This window comes from Syntrophales bacterium, assembly GCA_030655775.1.
Lineage (GTDB): Bacteria > Desulfobacterota > Syntrophia > Syntrophales > JADFWA01 > JAUSPI01.
This window is the reverse complement of the sequence record JAUSPI010000016.1, coordinates 1-15,167: the sequence shown is the minus strand read 5'-3', so window position 1 is coordinate 15,167 and position 15,167 is coordinate 1. Positions and strand designations below refer to the sequence as shown.

Here is a 15,167-nt window from a genome sequence, read left to right as displayed (position 1 = left end):
TTAACACTACAACGCCGGTTGTTGTGGTTTATGTAGGATGATTCTTTAGCCATTTTTTCTTATAAGAGTTTCTGGATTTTTCTTTGTTACGCCGCTGCTTCATAAACCAGGCGATCACGTCTTGAGGGCTCCATGTGATTCTTGGGAGAACCACCTCCAAGAGCCTTCGGATCTCAGGAACAGTGGCCGACACACATTTTTTTTCCCCATTGCAGCTGCACGGCCTTCAGGAATGCAAGAGCAAGTATCGAGAGTGTGATATGGTGATACCAGCCCCGATATTTCGTCAGTTCATAATGGTCGAGACCGACTTCACCCTTGGCCAGCTTGAAGTCAACCTCGATGCTCCAGCGCTGACATCCTGCCCAGGCCATTTCAGAGATGGAGACAGTTTCCGGAGCGTTGGACAGGTAAAACTTGATCTCTCTATCTCCTGTTTGCAAAGACCTCCTGATCATCAGCCAGGAAGCCGGTCCCGGTCTCCCGTTCCATTTTTCAAAGACCCGCAGGCGAGCAAATTCAAATTCCTGCGGCCCCTTGTCTCCTTCACGCAGGCAGACTCGCTGCCATTGATTATCAGGAATAGAAGAGACGAGAGACGATGCGGTCACGGCAGGCGGAGATCCCTCCGTCGGTTTCGGATGCTTCGGTTTTCTTCCCCGTCTGCTCTCCATAACCGGCGGCACTTTCCAGGCAGGGTCGTCCGTCCAGATATGAGTGTCGTAATAGACTTCAAAACAATACCATTTCCCCATACCTGCAATGTGCTTCCGAAACTCATGGGCATCCCCGTAGGCACAGTCGCCGCTGACCCACTGAAACAGCAAATGGCCTCTCTCGTTGGCCCTGTCCAGCATCTCCATGGCCAGTTCAATCTTTGTTTTGAATCGAACACCTTGAGGGATACCCGATCTCTTCCTTCTCTCCAAGGCGGTCTCTTCAAACCACTGAGACAGGATATACAGCCGCCGATCCGCCAGGGTATGACCATGAACAGACGCATAAGACATGAACACCCCAACCTGGCAGTTGTCCGTCTTGCCCATTGTGCCGGAATACTGTCTTCCCACGCCCGCAGATTTATCACCCTTTTTGGGAAAGCCCGTATCGTCGAAAATCACAACGCCGTTTGGGGCGCCAAACAGCTCACCCACAAAGCGCTGGTGCTCTTCAATACACCCTTCGTCATTCCAGGGAGAATCACTCAAAAACTCCTGCAGTTTCCGGGGTGGCGCACCCACTTCCTCGGCAATGTTCTCCACGTTCTTTCGCTCAATAGGCATCATCAGACCCTGCAAATATTTCATGCCCCACTTTCTGCCTTCAGAGCGACAAAAGAAACTGTGAAACCGACTGTGATATGCCTCCAATTGAGGCATCAGTTCTCTCAAATCGTCCTCCGTCATGGCACACCTCCTGTTGTTTTTCAGGAGTATACACCATGACTAATCAAATGTCAACCAACCGGCGTTGTAGTGTTAACCGAGAGCTTTTATTAAATATAGCGGATCGAAAGCAGGCAGAGGAACGCATTATCCACCTCAACACCATCCTTCGGGCCATTCGCAACATCAACCAACTCATCATCAAGAAAAAGGATCGTGACAGCCTGCTCCGGAAAGCCTGCGATATCATGATAGAGGCACGAGGCTACGATGCTGCGTGGCTTGGATTCTTCAAGGACGACGAAACCTTTGCCACTGTCAAGGGTTCAGGTTTCGGGGAAGGCATGTCTCGTTTCAGCGAACATGTAATGGGTGGCGATCATCCTTCCTGCATCAGAAGCACAATTGCTCAGAAAGAGAAGCTTTTTATTGTAGGCAAATCCAGAGAGTGCGGAGATTGCTTCTTCAAGGATGCATGCACCGACAGGGAGGCCGCAATCATACGTGTCGAGCACGTTGGCCGACTTTTCGGACTGCTTGCCATATTGTTTGCACCCGATGTAACTGTCGACGAAGAAGAGAAAGATCTCTTGAGGGAGGTAGCCGACGACATAGCGCTTGCTCTCTACAATATGGAGATGGAGGAGAAACGCAAGCTGGCGGAGAATGCCCTGAAAGAGGCATACGATATCGTTAACAGGAGTCCATCAGTTGCATTTCTTTGGAAAAACGCTGAAGGATGGCCAGTTGAATTCGTTTCAGATAATGTAAAAGAGCTATTTGGTTACACAGCAGAGGAATTTACTTCAGGTAAAGTATCTTATGTAGAGACAGTTCATCCCGATGATCTGGAAAGAGTGGCAGAAGAGGTTTCAACCTATAGCAAAGAGAAAGAAGGAAAGAAAGTTATTCGCGAACCATATCGAATCATAACCAAAAATGGGGGAATGATTTGGGTTGATGATAGGACAAACATACGAAGGAACGAAAAAGGCAATATTACACATTACGAGGGTATTGTTATCGACATCACCGAGCTCAAGCGGGCGCAGGAGAAGTTGAGGGAGCATTCTAAGAACCTGGAAGGTATGGTGGAAGAGAGAACCAGGCTACCAGTTTGACTTTGAATTGCCGGGGGAAGATATAGAACACACCGGGATCATGCGTGCCAGAACATCGGTTATCGAAGGTAAAGATGGTAAGCAGAGCGGTATCATAACTATCATACATGATGTGACCTACGAACGCGAAGTGGACAGGATGAAGACAGAGTTTGTCTCTACGGCGGCCCACGAACTCAGGACCCCATTAACATCTATTCAGGGATTTTCAGAAATATTGCTTGCAAGAGATAACATTACTGATGAAGAGAGAAAAAAGTTTCTTTCGTACATTAATGAACAGGCCGTAAACCTGGCAGAGATTGTCAACGATCTTCTGGATATATCTCGCATAGAGTCAGAACGGGGATTTACTCTTAACAAAGTGCAATGTGAGATTGATGAAATAATCAGACGGGTAATCCCACACTTTCAGGATATGTCCTCAAAACACAGGTTTGAGGTAGCCTTGACGGATAAGCATATAGAGTTGTTTGCGGACAGGGATAAAATGGAGCAGGTCTTAAGCAACATCCTCAGCAACGCGGTCAAGTACTCTCCTGAAGGCGGTATCATCCGCGTGGTTGGTGAAGTTATTGCGAATGCGGAGGCTCGGAATGCGGAATCAAAACCCAAAATGGAATATCAGGTATCAGTTGAAGATGAGGGAATCGGGTTGTCACCTGAACAGATTGAGAAAATATTTGACAAGTTTTACAGGGCTGACGCCTCTGACTCGGCGCCTGAAGGGACAGGACTGGGCATGACCATCATCAAATATATTGTTGAGGCGCATAGCGGAAAAGTCTGGGTGGAAAGTGAACTGGGCAAAGGAACAGCAGTGAGGTTTATGATACCAATAAGCTGATTGCGCATTCCGCAATTCGAAATCCGCAATCGAAAGGTGGGCAACAAGATGAAAAAGATTCTTATAGTAGACGACCAGTTACAGATTCGCGAGCTGGTGGAGGTTACTCTCAGGGGAGAAGATTGCCTGATTCTTCAGGCTAAAAGCGGGGAAGAGGCAATCAAAATTGTGAAGGCTGAAAAACCTGACCTGATAATTATGGACGTCATGATGCCCGGGAAAATTGACGGCCTGGAAGCAACCCGAATTCTAAAGAATGACCCTGAGACAAAAGACTGTACCATAATCATGCTGACTGCCAAAGGGCAAGAGGCTGACAGAGAAAAGGGACTTGAAGCCGGAGCAGATGACTACTTCACCAAACCTTTCAGCCCTCTGGAATTGATTAGAAAGGTGGAAGAGATTCTTGGATAGTTAAATTTTCCAGAAAGGAGCATTTTCATGGAGAAAAATAACTTGCCTGCCGGTTCTTCTGATGTTGACCAACTAAAAAAATATGCAACGGATTTTACCGAGGTATACAAGTCGGAAAAGGAAAAACGAAAAGGGCTTGAAGCTACCAATCAGCAACTTGTGAAATTTGCCGATGACCTGAACAAGACCATGCTGGAGCTACATGAAGCCTACATCGACACCATTCACAGACTCGTCCTTGCGGCTGAATATAAAGATGAGGATACAGGCGACCACATCGTCCGCATGAGTAGATACGCTGCTTTGATAGCTGAAAAGCTTGGGCTGCCGGACAGGGATGTTCGGAATATCCTTTACGTTGCTCCCATGCACGATATAGGGAAAGTTGGAATCCCCGATAGCATTTTGATGAAGCCGGGCAAATTGACAGACGAAGAGTTCGGAATTATAGAAACCCACACCACTATAGGAGCAAAAATCCTGGCAGATTCTAAAGCGGAAATTCTGAAAATTGCAGAGCAGATAGCCCTTTCCCATCATGAAAAGTGGAACGGCAAGGGGTATCCACAGGGCCTTGCCGGCGATTCTATTCCACTGACAGCCAGGATTGTTGGCCTGGCTGATGTCTTTGACGCTCTCACATCCAAACGGCCTTACAAAGATCCTTTCCCTGTTGAAGTAGCCTTAGATATAATTAGAAAAGAAAGGGAAGAACATTTTGACCCTGATGTGGCAGATGTTTTCTTTGAAAATATAGATGAAATATTAAACATCAAAGAAGAGGTAAGTTCGGAACAGAATGTATCACTGTCCGGCACAATACACAACTTCAGGGCTCGTTAACTCATTAATTGTCCTATCTGCATCAATCTTGACAGTCTCGTAAAAAGTCTTTTTTTATCACCCAAAATCATGTCCTGAACTTGTTTCAGGATCATTCAGGGTCTCTAACTTGCTGAAATAATTAGATGCTGAAACAAGTGAGATCCTGAAACAAGTTCAGGACGACAAATGGTGCACTTTCTGACTTTTTACGAACGTGTTACATATATAGTGCGCGCATATAAGAATTATTCGGGCAACAGCCCTAAGGATGTGACTCTAATGAAAGAAGAGAGAATATTTTTCAGAAGTGGAAAGTTGAGTATCCAGGGCCTTTATGCTTCTTCTAATGGAGAAAAGGGTGTGGTTATTACACATCCCCATCCTCAGATGGGTGGAAGCATGAGAAACAACGTAGTGGATGCCCTTGTCTCGACCTTTTATCAAAACGGATTTTCAACCCTGAGGTTCAATTTCAGGGGTGTGGGGCTAAGTGAGGGCGTCTACGATAATGGTATTGGTGAACAGGAAGATGTCAAAGGGGCGATTGATTTTCTTGCCGAGAAAGGCAAAAAAGATATATTTTTAACAGGTTATTCCTTTGGGGCGTGGGTCAATACAAGGTTGATTGCAAATCAGGACTTCCTTTCTGATGCAATTATGATATCTCCGCCGATAGATTTTGTAGAGTTTGATTTTTCCGGTCTGGAGGGTAAGGTAGGCCTTGTTATCTGTGGAGACAGGGATCAGTTCTGTCCAGTCGCTCGTTTAAGGGGAATAACTGAAGAAATAGGGTCGAGGCTTGAGATCGTTAATGAAGCTGACCATTTCTATTCTGGAAGAGAAGATGGAATAAACAGCTATCTCAATGAGTATCTGGTGACAACAGAAAAGGGTTAGCGTGCCTGCTGACCTTTTCTTTTTACTGTTTCATTCCCGGAGATGTAATGATCATGGCGAATGTGTACAGGTTTCCAATGCGAGGGTACATGGGATTAGCGTTAATTGCCGTCGGCTGGCCCCTTGCCTGGGTGAGGCCTGATGGTGTCCTGTATCTGTGGGAAAATGCGTTCCTTCTCCTCTGGATAGGATATATCCTTGTTGTCGATGCATATAACTGGAAACGTAGAGGCACATCGCTTTTCAGCCGGAGTCCGAAGGCATTTGTCTGTATGTTTCTGCTTTCCATTCCGGGCTGGTGGCTCTTTGAGTTTTTTAATATTTTTCTTCAGAACTGGCACTACCTGCACAATCGCCCCGTCGGTTCGCTTGAATACGCCGTTCGGTCTTCAATCCATTTCAGCATTGTTATTCCCGCCGTGCTCTCTACTGCGGAACTATGGGGATCGTTACACCTCCTTGCCGGTTCGGTGCGGTGGCGGATGATTACAGTCACTAACCGGAGGATTGTTGCCTTTATTCTCGCCGGTATGGTGATGCTCGTTTCAGTTATCGCTTTCCCGCGCTACTGTTTCCCCCTTGTCTGGGTGAGTCTTTATCTCATTTTTGATTCACTGAACACGTTACTCGGGGCGCCCTCTCTGTTGAGGTACCTTGAAGCGGGAAACTGGCGTCCCGTCCTCGCACTCGCTTTGGGGGCTCTCACCTGCGGTCTCTTCTGGGAGATGTGGAATTTTTATTCCCTCCCCAAGTGGGTCTATACGATTCCTTTTGTAGATGTACTTCATATCTTTGAAATGCCCGTCCTCGGGTATCTTGGGTATCTACCCTTCGGCCTCGAAGTCTACGCCCTTTACATCCTGTTAATCGATATATCCGGGTTGAAAAGAACATCGTTTTGCGGTGGTGAAGGGTATGTTCAGCTTTAGAGGGCAAGAGGGGACAGATTTAATTTTCCTAATTTTCTTGATATTGGACAAATTACAGAATACACTGCGGCGTGTAAAAATAACGGGCAAATGAAGGGTTCATATGACAGCAAAGACGGGTTTTGACAACGAGAAATATATCGAAGAACAGACCAAGGCAATCCTGGAGAGAATAGAGAGGTTTGACAATAAACTCTACCTCGAATTTGGAGGAAAACTCCTTTTTGATTATCATGCAGCACGAGTTTTGCCCGGCTATGATCCGAATGTAAAAATGAGACTTCTTCGTGAATTGAAAGACAAGGCGGACATCCTGCTGTGCATTTATGCCGGTGATATTGAAAGAAAGAAAATAAGGGCAGACTTCGGCATTACCTATGATTCCGACGCCCTCAAGCTCATTGATGATCTGCGGGAGTTTGGAATCAATGTGCCGGGTGTCATTATAACACGCTTTGAGAACCAACCGTCTGCCGTGTTGTTCAAGAATAAGCTGGAAAGACGAGATGTTAAAGTCTACACACATCGTTATACGAAAGGGTACCCCACCGATGTGGATATGGTTGTGAGTGACGAGGGTTATGGTGCAAATGAGTATATTGAAACAGATAAACCACTTGTTGTTGTTACCGGTCCAGGTCCCGGCAGCGGAAAGTTAGCCACCTGCCTGTCGCAGCTATACCATGATTACAGAAGAGGCAATAAGTCCGGATATGCCAAGTTTGAAACTTTCCCTATCTGGAATTTACCCCTTAAACACCCGGTTAATGTAGCGTATGAAGCCGCGACGGCGGATATCAGGGATTTCAATCTCATTGATCCATTTCATCTGGAATCATACGAGAAGATGGCTGTAAACTATAATCGTGACGTTGATGCGTTTCCTGTTGTAAAGAGGATATTAGGAAAGATAACGGGAGGCGAAGCATTCTATAAATCGCCGACCGATATGGGAGTAAATCGCTGTGGTTTTGCCATAACGGATGATGAGGTGACGAAGGAGGCAGCCAAGCAGGAGATAATCAGGCGGTATTTCAGGTATCGGTGTGAGTATGTCATGGGTTTTACCGATAAAGAAACCGTCCAGAGGGTAGAGCTTTTTATCAAGGATTTTAATCTTGAACCGGAAGACAGAAATGTGGTTGGACCGGCACGCCGGGCTGCCGTTGAAGCACAGGAGAAAGATAAAGGCAATGAAGGTATCTTCTGTGGGGCTGCCATAGCGCTCAAGGATGGGTCTGTTGTTACGGGCAATAACTCCCCCCTGATGCATGCAGCATCAAGCCTTATTCTGCATGCTATAAAACATCTGGCGGGAATACCAGCCAAGATAAAACTACTGCCGCCCTACATTACAGATTCTATCAGTAATCTTAAAACGGAAATGTTGCACGAGAAAACGGTTAGTATGGACCTGGAAGAAGCGCTTATTGCTCTGAGTATCAGTGCAACGACCAATTCGGCAGCTCAATTGGCGATCGAAAAATTGAAAGAGCTTCACGGCTGTGAAGTCCATATGACACACATTCCCACACCGGGTGATGAAGCGGGCCTGAGGCGCATTGGTGTTAACCTTACAAGCGATCCCAATTTTCCCACAAAAAATCTTTTTATTACCTGAAAATATGAGAGCTTTGCAAAACTGCAATTCTGGTCATTGCGAGGAGCTTTAGCGACGCGGCAATCTTATGAATTATCAATATGTTATGAGATTGCTTCGCTTCGCTCGCAATGACAATATTGGTATTATGCAAAGCTCTCAACATATGGCAATCGCATTTTCCTGAGTTTGCTGTGTTGCTGCAGGGCAATTCACTTCTTTTTAAGCATGTGAGCCATTTCGAAGCTCATGATGAATTCTTTGCCTTTTTCGGATAATACTTTGTTGACGGCGAATTGAACGATTAAAATTCCCCTGTCTGAATGTGACATGGAATCTTTTTTCTCCAGTATTTGAACATCGACGTGCATCGTGTCCCCAATTCGTAGGGGTGCCTTGAATTTCATGTTTTCAATTCCAAGCAGAGCGATGATAGTCTTTTCGTAGACCCCTAATTTTAAAAACAGCCCTACTGCAAAGGAGACAATTAAAGGTCCCGGAAATACTCTTGATTTATAGGGCATTTCTTCTGTGGCGTAAATATCATCACAAAACATGCTTGAGTTGAACCATGCCAGATTGCAAAATGCCTCTAAATCATATTCCGTCAGGGTTCTTCGCGAGGTTGTGAATGTGTCCCCGGCATTAAAATCGTCAAAAAATTTTCCTTGCAAGACTCCTCCATGTAAAAGCTTTGAAAAAATGGTTTTTCAATGCTCAGAACATTTTGCTGAAATAAATTCAGCACAAGTTTCGACCATCCATAAAACAATTCTGTGTAGGGTGGCATTTTATATGCCACCGTTTGCGGTCGGGTGTAAAACCCGACCCTACAACCCAAAACTCGACTTCGCGCTCAGAACTGCTATCCAAATAGCTGATTCATCCGCATAAGTAGTAAAAGATTTCCCTTGACCTTAAATTTCTGCTTCGCAAACATTTCCTGTCCGTCGGCCTTTTTGGTCATGATATCCATCCATAGATCGAACGGTGTCTCGATTGTGATGGTCGGATTTTCTGCCTCTCCCTTGTGTGCGGAGATTCCTCCGGTTTCTATTATGAAATGGCAGGCGCCTTCGACGTCGCCGGAGAAGCTGAACTGTATTACGGCTTCCATATCGTCTGCAGCTCCGGCATTGAACCCCATGGGCAGAATTATCATAAAGCTCTCGATAGAATCCGGACGAGGCATGAGACCTTTCTGATCAAATTCCATGGGTGTTATTCCTTCCGCAATACAGGTCTTCCACATGAGATTCCCCATAGTGAAAAATGTTTCACTGTCGTCGACAATAGGCTGTGTAATACGGGTCATTGTTTCCGGTGTTACCCTGAGAGACTCGACGATCTCACGGCCGGCTTGAGCGGTGGCGTCGAGGATATCATCCCGTTTATCTTTGCAAAAGGGGAGCGGCAATGCCTCCGCGAGAGGTCGATATATCTCTGCTATGAGTGTGCCGTGGCTTCCGAAAATAAACTGTACCCAGACTGAGAGTTGTTCGAAAACCTTTTTCTCCGGAAATCCTGCTACAGAGAGCATGACGACCTTTGGATGAGGGCTGCGCGGCGGATGAATAGTTCTGCCATCGCGTTCTTCAAAGAAAGGTTGTACATGGGGGAGGGTACGCTCAATAAAGGCTTTCATTGAGGCGTTCACCGTAAAATGGTAAAGCGGCGAGGCATAGACGACCAAATCGGATTCTAACCATTCCGGATAGAGTTCGTTGGTCATATCATCTTTGTGAATACAGATGCCGGGTGTTTTTGTCCAGCAGGTGAAGCAGCCGATACAGTTTTGAATTTTCCTGGAGCGCAGATTTACTACCTTTACTTCGGCACCGGCGTCGCGCATGCCAGAAACGAGATGATCCAGCATAAGCGCCGTTTTGCTCTGACGCTCGCCCCGAGGGCTTGAATTAATAGCAAGTATTTTCATGGTATTCTCCTTGAAAGAGCTTCACATATTTACCAGAGAAAAGTCATTTCCAGTCTTTGCCCCCCGGGCAGAATAGACGCGGGCGGTGTCATTCCTATTCTGATATTTACCGGTTTACATTCTGCCGTCTCCTCGGCCGTAATTTCGAGATCCTCAGGAGGGGAATGTCCGGTCTCTTGCCAGAACAACCTGAGTGCATCTTTGATGCTTGTACACAGATCGTCGCTCATTTTTTCTTCATCCACGTTGTCCCGGTACCACCAGAGAAATGTCAAAATCCGTGATGTGAAAAGTTGATATTTCAGAGATCCGCCGCCCAGGGTTGTTTCCCTCGGTGTAAATGCCATATCTTTTCCCGCGACGCCCTGCAGAGGCGTAATCCCGATTTCAATGAACTCCATAAGCCGATCTTCGGACAGGACCATTTCCGTGGGCGAGGGCAGGGTATTGCCGGAGTCGATGACAGCTAAATCTTTCAGGCTGATACTCGTATAGTCGGTAAAACGGCATGGCCAGCCGAAAGTAGCTATACTTTGGGCAGTCAGGGCCCCCAATGCCCAGATCGGACTGATCCATAGAGGATCCTTTTCCTGAAAAAAAACGGTGCCTGGTTTATTGTTGGGGCCGTACGGGGAACGGGTCAGAAACCGGTTACAGGTGAAGCTGAGCCAATCGGCGCCGGGCAGCTCTTTCAACTTTCTCCATTTTGCATAGGATGCATCCTCAAGATAATGTTTGAGATAGGACACTTTTTTGAGATCGCTCCAGTTATTCAGATGAAAAAACCGGGCGTCGATCCAGCACAGTGTCGGTACAAGCATGGTATCCGCAAACACAGCTACTTTTTTAAGAAGGTCTGTGCTTTTAGGGAAACTGTCGAACGGCAGGTCAATGAGTACAAGATTGGGCAAATCGGTTACCAACTCATCGATTATTTTTTCCAGCACACTTTCAAGGTTCTTCGGATTGATCGGCATTATTTTCAGCCGCACGCCTTCACCTTCTTTTACCTGGCCTTGTTTTAACAGGAGTTCAATGCCGCGCCATGCGGCTTCACAGGTTCTAAAATCTTCATTGTTGAAGATGGATTCGAGAAGAGAAGCGAGCAGACTGTCAATCCGTGCCTTCCATTGATGTGGTCTGCCGGTATCCGTAGTCGATGAGTCAGGGCTGTCCGGTGTGGCCACCATGTTCAAAATATTATCAACCATGCCGGTCTGTTTCACGGGGGGCTTATGGGGAGTGCCTGCATCTATATCAAAAGGCAAGAATGGCCAGTCTGCTTTAAGCCTCTCAGCTATAGTCGGGGCAGAGAGTCCATCGGATACGGCCTGCTCGATGAAAGAGCCGGCTTCATAAACATTCTTGAGGTACTCGTTGTTTTTGATCAATGAATCCGGCTTGAAATCCTTGATGCTTTTCAGGCGAATGGTCAGTGCACCCTCGGGACACAATTCTTGGGGTACAGGCACGAAAAGACGTGGGTCAATGTTTTCCATGGCTTCATTGAGGGTAAACATATCCAGACTGGTCAGGTGCGATTTGTTGTAAACATCGGACACCGGACTGACGGGCGTCATGGCCAGAATTGTAAAAGGGATATTTTGCATATTCATCTTACCTCCTATGGCTATTAAAGAGAGCTTCTCTGTTCGGAATTTCTTGCATAACAGAATTATCTTGAAATTTAACAAATATTTCCCTATTCTCCAAGTGTTAATTTGAACATTAAACTAATGTTTTGTGCGGAAGGAAGGAACATTGCCATGTATATAACGACGGCGGAAGAAACGTATCAGGACGGACAGATCATTGTTGAAGAGGGCAGTCACGGGGACTGGATCTATGTCGTTGAGTCCGGATCGGTCGAGATCTTAAAAAAAGTCGGGGATAAAGAGGTGGTTATCGAGACGCTTAAGGAAGGAGAGGTCTTCGGAGAACTGGGTTATATTGCGAAAGTACCGCGAATCGCTACGGTCAAGGCAGTGGGTGAAACAACCGTTGGGATCCTGGACCGAAGATTTCTGGATGCGGAATTCAACAAGCTTTCGAGTGATTTTCAGACTATACTGAGGACGTTGTCTTTAAGGCTTGAAAAAACGACCAGAATTGCAGCTGAAACAATATTACGCCGGCAGGATCAACGTGTATATAAAGTTCTGGAGCTTCAATTTAAAAGCAAAGAAGAGCTGGTCAAGGCATATTCTGGAAATGTCAGCTCAGGAGGACTCTTTATGGATACGGAAGAGCCCCTGTTACAAGGTGAACGTTTTATGTTAAATCTTTTCCTGCCAAATGATCTGGAAGCACTGGAAATCGAGTGCGAAGTTTCCTGGAATAGACTCGTTACTGGAGATCCCAGGATGCGACCCGTTGGGATGGGAGTGAAGTTTGTTAAGATCAGTCATGACCATCTGCGTAAATTAACGGAAAATTTAAAAACAGATGGTTGATGGACTTTTTACGGGTGCATCAACGTCAAATGCCAAAAAATTATGAGAGATTTACTGAAACAAAATCTCTCATATTATCCACTTGTTCCATAGACAGAACAGCTTCTATTAACGAATCCGTTTTTTGATTGCCCAGAAGAGGGCTGCAAATATTTTGGAATTTACTTTTTATTCTAACTTCTTTTTCTTCGAGTTCAGGTATTTCTCTAAAGACATTGGAAGACCGTGAAAATATCGTTCCGGTGTCTGTCTCTATCTCGACCCTTGCTTCCATTGGCTCAAGGCTGTCATCCGAAAATAGTGATATTTTTTCCATGAAGACTTTTATCGTCGGGTCATTAACCTTTTCGTCAGTAAAGGCTTGCAAGCCGGTATCGCCTCTTAGAAGAGCGTTTGTCACACAATAGGGGATGCTGAACTTGCCTTCCAATCCCGTCTTTGGCTCTGTCTTTCCAGCTGCATTCATGGCCAACTGTGATGAATATATCTTCAGTGATTGTATATCGTCCCGGGATAAGCGTTCTTCATTAACAATAGCCGTGAATGATTCAATGGCGGAATGTGTAAAGTGACAGGAGGCGTGATATTTCTGGGCCAGATTTTCGAGATCCCAGGTTTTGCCCAGCGTACTCAACTCCTTTTCGTTTATCTGCCCTTTGTAAATTTGAAAATAGCCGTCGGGGCCTTCCAGAAAGTTTTCTGCACAGGTAAAGTTATCTTTGGCCAGTATGGCTGCCTTCAGGCCGGCTTGAGAAGCATTTCCGGCGTGAAATGCTTTTGTCATGGTGCCAAATACAATTTTTAAGCCGGATGACAGTGTTCCGGCGATGCCCATGGCGTAAATGGTTTGCTGTTCAGTCAGTTTCAACAATCGAGCACAGCCTGCGGCAGAAGCCAGATGTCCGATAGTGGACGTTGTATGCAATCCCGCAGAGTATTGTTCCATGCCGGTGCAGGCTCCAATAAGAGCAGCAACTTTGAAAGCGATGATATAGGCAGTCAGGAAATCGGCTCCGCTTTCCCCCTTCCATTCGGCAAGTGCGAGAAAGGCGGGGAACATGCCGACCGACGCATGTCTTATATCGACTGTCGTCGTATCATCGTAATCCAATACATGAGAGGCAGCCCCGTTGATGATTGCCGCCTGGGTGACGGTTTTCTTCAAGTTATGACATAGAATAGTTGCGTGTTCGTTTCCACCCATAACGTTAGCATATCGAATTAGTTTATCTACGAGAGGATTATTCATTCCTGCTATGGTACAGCCAAGCCAGTCGAGAAATGCTATTTTGGAATGGGCATAAACATCGGATGGTATGTCTGTTGCTTTTGTTTCGACTATAAAGTTGGCAATGGTTTTTGTTAATTCAATAGATTTCTTTTCTTTATCCATCTGCTTGACTTCTTCGATCCTCTGAATGTCATGCGGTTCCAGATCAATGAATATCCCCTCCGTACCGGCAGGAGACACGTCAACCCTCTCCTCACTCTTTTTGGGGTCATCGGTGTTGTATCCCTGCCAGTCAATCCTGAAATCCCCGTCCGGTTGTTTCACCTTTTGACTCATCGTTTTTTCTCGGGTTAGTTAAATTTAATTTTCAATAAGAACTTAATTTTAATGTCGTGAAGTATAGGGAAAAGGCGTATTATGTGTCAAGGGGAATTGAAAAATTCAACTTAAATACGAAAGAAGGTTATATGTAGCGTTGCCCCTCTGCGGGCAACATACAGGCGGGGGACAGAGCCCCCGCGCTCGCATAATCCTTATTCGGAATTTACCCGTAAGGGTTTTACCCCTTTATATCCTCTTCCTGTACTCCTGCGCCTTAAAAATGATTTTAAATGACGTTCCACCGCTTCTGTCAATCTCAATGGTACCGTGAAGCTGTTCCGTTAAAATGTTAACCAATTGCATGCCGAGTGTTTCTGTTTCTCTAAAGTCCAGATCTCCCGGAAAGCTTACACCGTCGTCGCTGACAATTAGCGTATACCTCTTATCAACTTTGTCCTCCGTAAGGGTGATGGAAACCTCACCCTCTCTTCCTTCAGGAAAGGCGTGCTTGAATGTGTTTGAGACCAGCTCGTTGATAATCAAGCCACAGGGAATGGATGTGTTAATATCCATAAAAACATCCTCTGCATAAATATTCAGCTTGATGATATCCGGATCAATCATATACATGCGCCGTAGATTACCTGTAAGGCTCCTGATATAGTCGGCAAAGTCAATGCTGGCCAGATCCTCAGCTTGATATAATCTCTCATGTACAAGCGCCATCGTTCTGACACGGCTCTGGCATTCCTTGAAAAGCTCCAGAGCCTGCTCATCCTTGATATGTCCTGCCTGGAGATTTAAAAGACTGGAAATCACCTGCATGTTGTTCTTTACACGGTGATGAATCTCCTTCAGCATTACCTCTTTCTCTCTGAGGGATCGCTCGACTTTTCTCTCGGCCTCCTTCCGCTCGGTGATGTCTATCCCCTGGGCTATGGTGGCAATAATTGTCGTACCGTCTTCAGTATATATGTTCGCCGAGTTCCAGAGTACTGTTCGGACATTTCCATCTTTTAAAAGGATTGGAATTTCCACCGATTGCCAGTATTCGCCTTTCAGTGTATGTTCGATCCTGTTCAGCGATTCGTTTCGGCTTTCTTCAGGGAAAAGTACATTCAGTTGTTTGCCGATGACCTCCTCGGCTTTATAACCAATAAGATGCTCGAAGGCATGGTTAAACTTGGTAATCCTAAGCTGTGGGTCCC

14 protein-coding genes are annotated in these 15,167 nt (G+C 45.9%); 8 read left to right on the top strand and 6 right to left on the bottom strand.

Going from position 1 to position 15,167, the window contains the following annotated elements; translation table 11 throughout:
- Positions 1–173: 173 nt before the first annotated feature.
- Positions 174–1,406 (bottom strand): IS701 family transposase, encoded by a 1,233-nt coding sequence (locus tag Q7J27_00770; GenBank protein ID MDO9527674.1) that lies wholly within the window; start codon positions 1,404–1,406, stop codon positions 174–176.
- A 35-nt stretch (positions 1,407–1,441) separates the two neighbouring features.
- Between Q7J27_00770 and Q7J27_00765 the strand changes: the two genes are divergently transcribed.
- The 7 genes from Q7J27_00765 to Q7J27_00735 all read left to right on the top strand — a co-directional run bounded on the left by Q7J27_00765 (position 1,442) and on the right by Q7J27_00735 (position 8,039).
- Complete coding sequence (locus tag Q7J27_00765; protein MDO9527673.1) at positions 1,442–2,506, top strand: PAS domain-containing protein; 1,065 nt, start codon at positions 1,442–1,444, stop codon at positions 2,504–2,506.
- Between the two features lie 7 nt (positions 2,507–2,513).
- Positions 2,514–3,353 (top strand): ATP-binding protein, encoded by an 840-nt coding sequence (locus tag Q7J27_00760; protein MDO9527672.1) that lies wholly within the window; start codon positions 2,514–2,516, stop codon positions 3,351–3,353.
- Positions 3,354–3,401: 48 nt separating this feature from the next.
- On the top strand, positions 3,402–3,767 hold the full coding sequence (locus Q7J27_00755) for a response regulator (protein ID MDO9527671.1): 366 nt from the start codon (positions 3,402–3,404) through the stop codon (positions 3,765–3,767).
- Positions 3,768–3,794: 27 nt separating this feature from the next.
- A complete protein-coding gene (locus Q7J27_00750; GenBank protein ID MDO9527670.1) occupies positions 3,795–4,610 on the top strand; it encodes an HD domain-containing protein in 816 nt (271 codons plus the stop codon).
- Positions 4,611–4,871: 261 nt separating this feature from the next.
- Positions 4,872–5,489: a hypothetical protein gene (locus tag Q7J27_00745; protein MDO9527669.1), complete on the top strand. Its 618-nt coding sequence runs from the start codon at positions 4,872–4,874 to the stop codon at positions 5,487–5,489.
- Positions 5,490–5,542: 53 nt separating this feature from the next.
- Entirely contained in the window at positions 5,543–6,418 is an 876-nt protein-coding gene (locus tag Q7J27_00740) for a hypothetical protein (protein MDO9527668.1), read from the top strand.
- Positions 6,419–6,521: 103 nt separating this feature from the next.
- Positions 6,522–8,039 (top strand): DUF1846 domain-containing protein, encoded by a 1,518-nt coding sequence (locus tag Q7J27_00735; GenBank protein ID MDO9527667.1) that lies wholly within the window; start codon positions 6,522–6,524, stop codon positions 8,037–8,039.
- A 191-nt stretch (positions 8,040–8,230) separates the two neighbouring features.
- Here Q7J27_00735 and Q7J27_00730 read toward each other — a convergent pair whose 3' ends face one another.
- The 3 genes from Q7J27_00730 to Q7J27_00720 form a co-directional block, all read right to left on the bottom strand.
- Complete coding sequence (locus Q7J27_00730; GenBank protein MDO9527666.1) at positions 8,231–8,692, bottom strand: MaoC/PaaZ C-terminal domain-containing protein; 462 nt, start codon at positions 8,690–8,692, stop codon at positions 8,231–8,233.
- A 191-nt stretch (positions 8,693–8,883) separates the two neighbouring features.
- A complete protein-coding gene (locus Q7J27_00725; GenBank protein MDO9527665.1) occupies positions 8,884–9,954 on the bottom strand; it encodes an NAD(P)H-dependent oxidoreductase in 1,071 nt (356 codons plus the stop codon).
- A gap of 29 nt (positions 9,955–9,983) precedes the next feature.
- A complete protein-coding gene (locus tag Q7J27_00720) occupies positions 9,984–11,648 on the bottom strand; it encodes a type VI secretion system contractile sheath large subunit (protein ID MDO9527664.1) in 1,665 nt (554 codons plus the stop codon).
- A 27-nt stretch (positions 11,649–11,675) separates the two neighbouring features.
- Between Q7J27_00720 and Q7J27_00715 the strand changes: the two genes are divergently transcribed.
- Complete coding sequence (locus Q7J27_00715; protein ID MDO9527663.1) at positions 11,676–12,407, top strand: cyclic nucleotide-binding domain-containing protein; 732 nt, start codon at positions 11,676–11,678, stop codon at positions 12,405–12,407.
- A gap of 40 nt (positions 12,408–12,447) precedes the next feature.
- Here the strand turns inward: Q7J27_00715 and Q7J27_00710 are convergent, their stop codons facing one another.
- Positions 12,448–13,974: an MmgE/PrpD family protein gene (locus tag Q7J27_00710; GenBank protein MDO9527662.1), complete on the bottom strand. Its 1,527-nt coding sequence runs from the start codon at positions 13,972–13,974 to the stop codon at positions 12,448–12,450.
- Positions 13,975–14,205: 231 nt separating this feature from the next.
- Positions 14,206–15,167, bottom strand: a 962-nt coding sequence (locus Q7J27_00705; GenBank protein ID MDO9527661.1) for a histidine kinase dimerization/phosphoacceptor domain -containing protein, incomplete at its 5' end; no start/stop codon positions are given.

Bases quoted from the DNA above. Each gene is read 5' to 3' on its own strand.
- Q7J27_00725 (MDO9527665.1), bottom strand. From the start codon at position 9,954: ATGAAAATACTTGCTATTAATTCAAGCCCTCGGGGCGAGCGTCAGAGC.
- Q7J27_00765 (MDO9527673.1), top strand. From the start codon at position 1,442: ATGACTAATCAAATGTCAACCAACCGGCGTTGTAGTGTTAACCGAGAG.
- Q7J27_00745 (MDO9527669.1), top strand. From the start codon at position 4,872: ATGAAAGAAGAGAGAATATTTTTCAGAAGTGGAAAGTTGAGTATCCAG.
- Q7J27_00750 (MDO9527670.1), top strand. From the start codon at position 3,795: ATGGAGAAAAATAACTTGCCTGCCGGTTCTTCTGATGTTGACCAACTA.
- Q7J27_00770 (MDO9527674.1), bottom strand. From the start codon at position 1,406: ATGACGGAGGACGATTTGAGAGAACTGATGCCTCAATTGGAGGCATAT.
- Q7J27_00735 (MDO9527667.1), top strand. From the start codon at position 6,522: ATGACAGCAAAGACGGGTTTTGACAACGAGAAATATATCGAAGAACAG.
- Q7J27_00740 (MDO9527668.1), top strand. From the start codon at position 5,543: ATGGCGAATGTGTACAGGTTTCCAATGCGAGGGTACATGGGATTAGCG.
- Q7J27_00755 (MDO9527671.1), top strand. From the start codon at position 3,402: ATGAAAAAGATTCTTATAGTAGACGACCAGTTACAGATTCGCGAGCTG.
- Q7J27_00710 (MDO9527662.1), bottom strand. From the start codon at position 13,974: ATGAGTCAAAAGGTGAAACAACCGGACGGGGATTTCAGGATTGACTGG.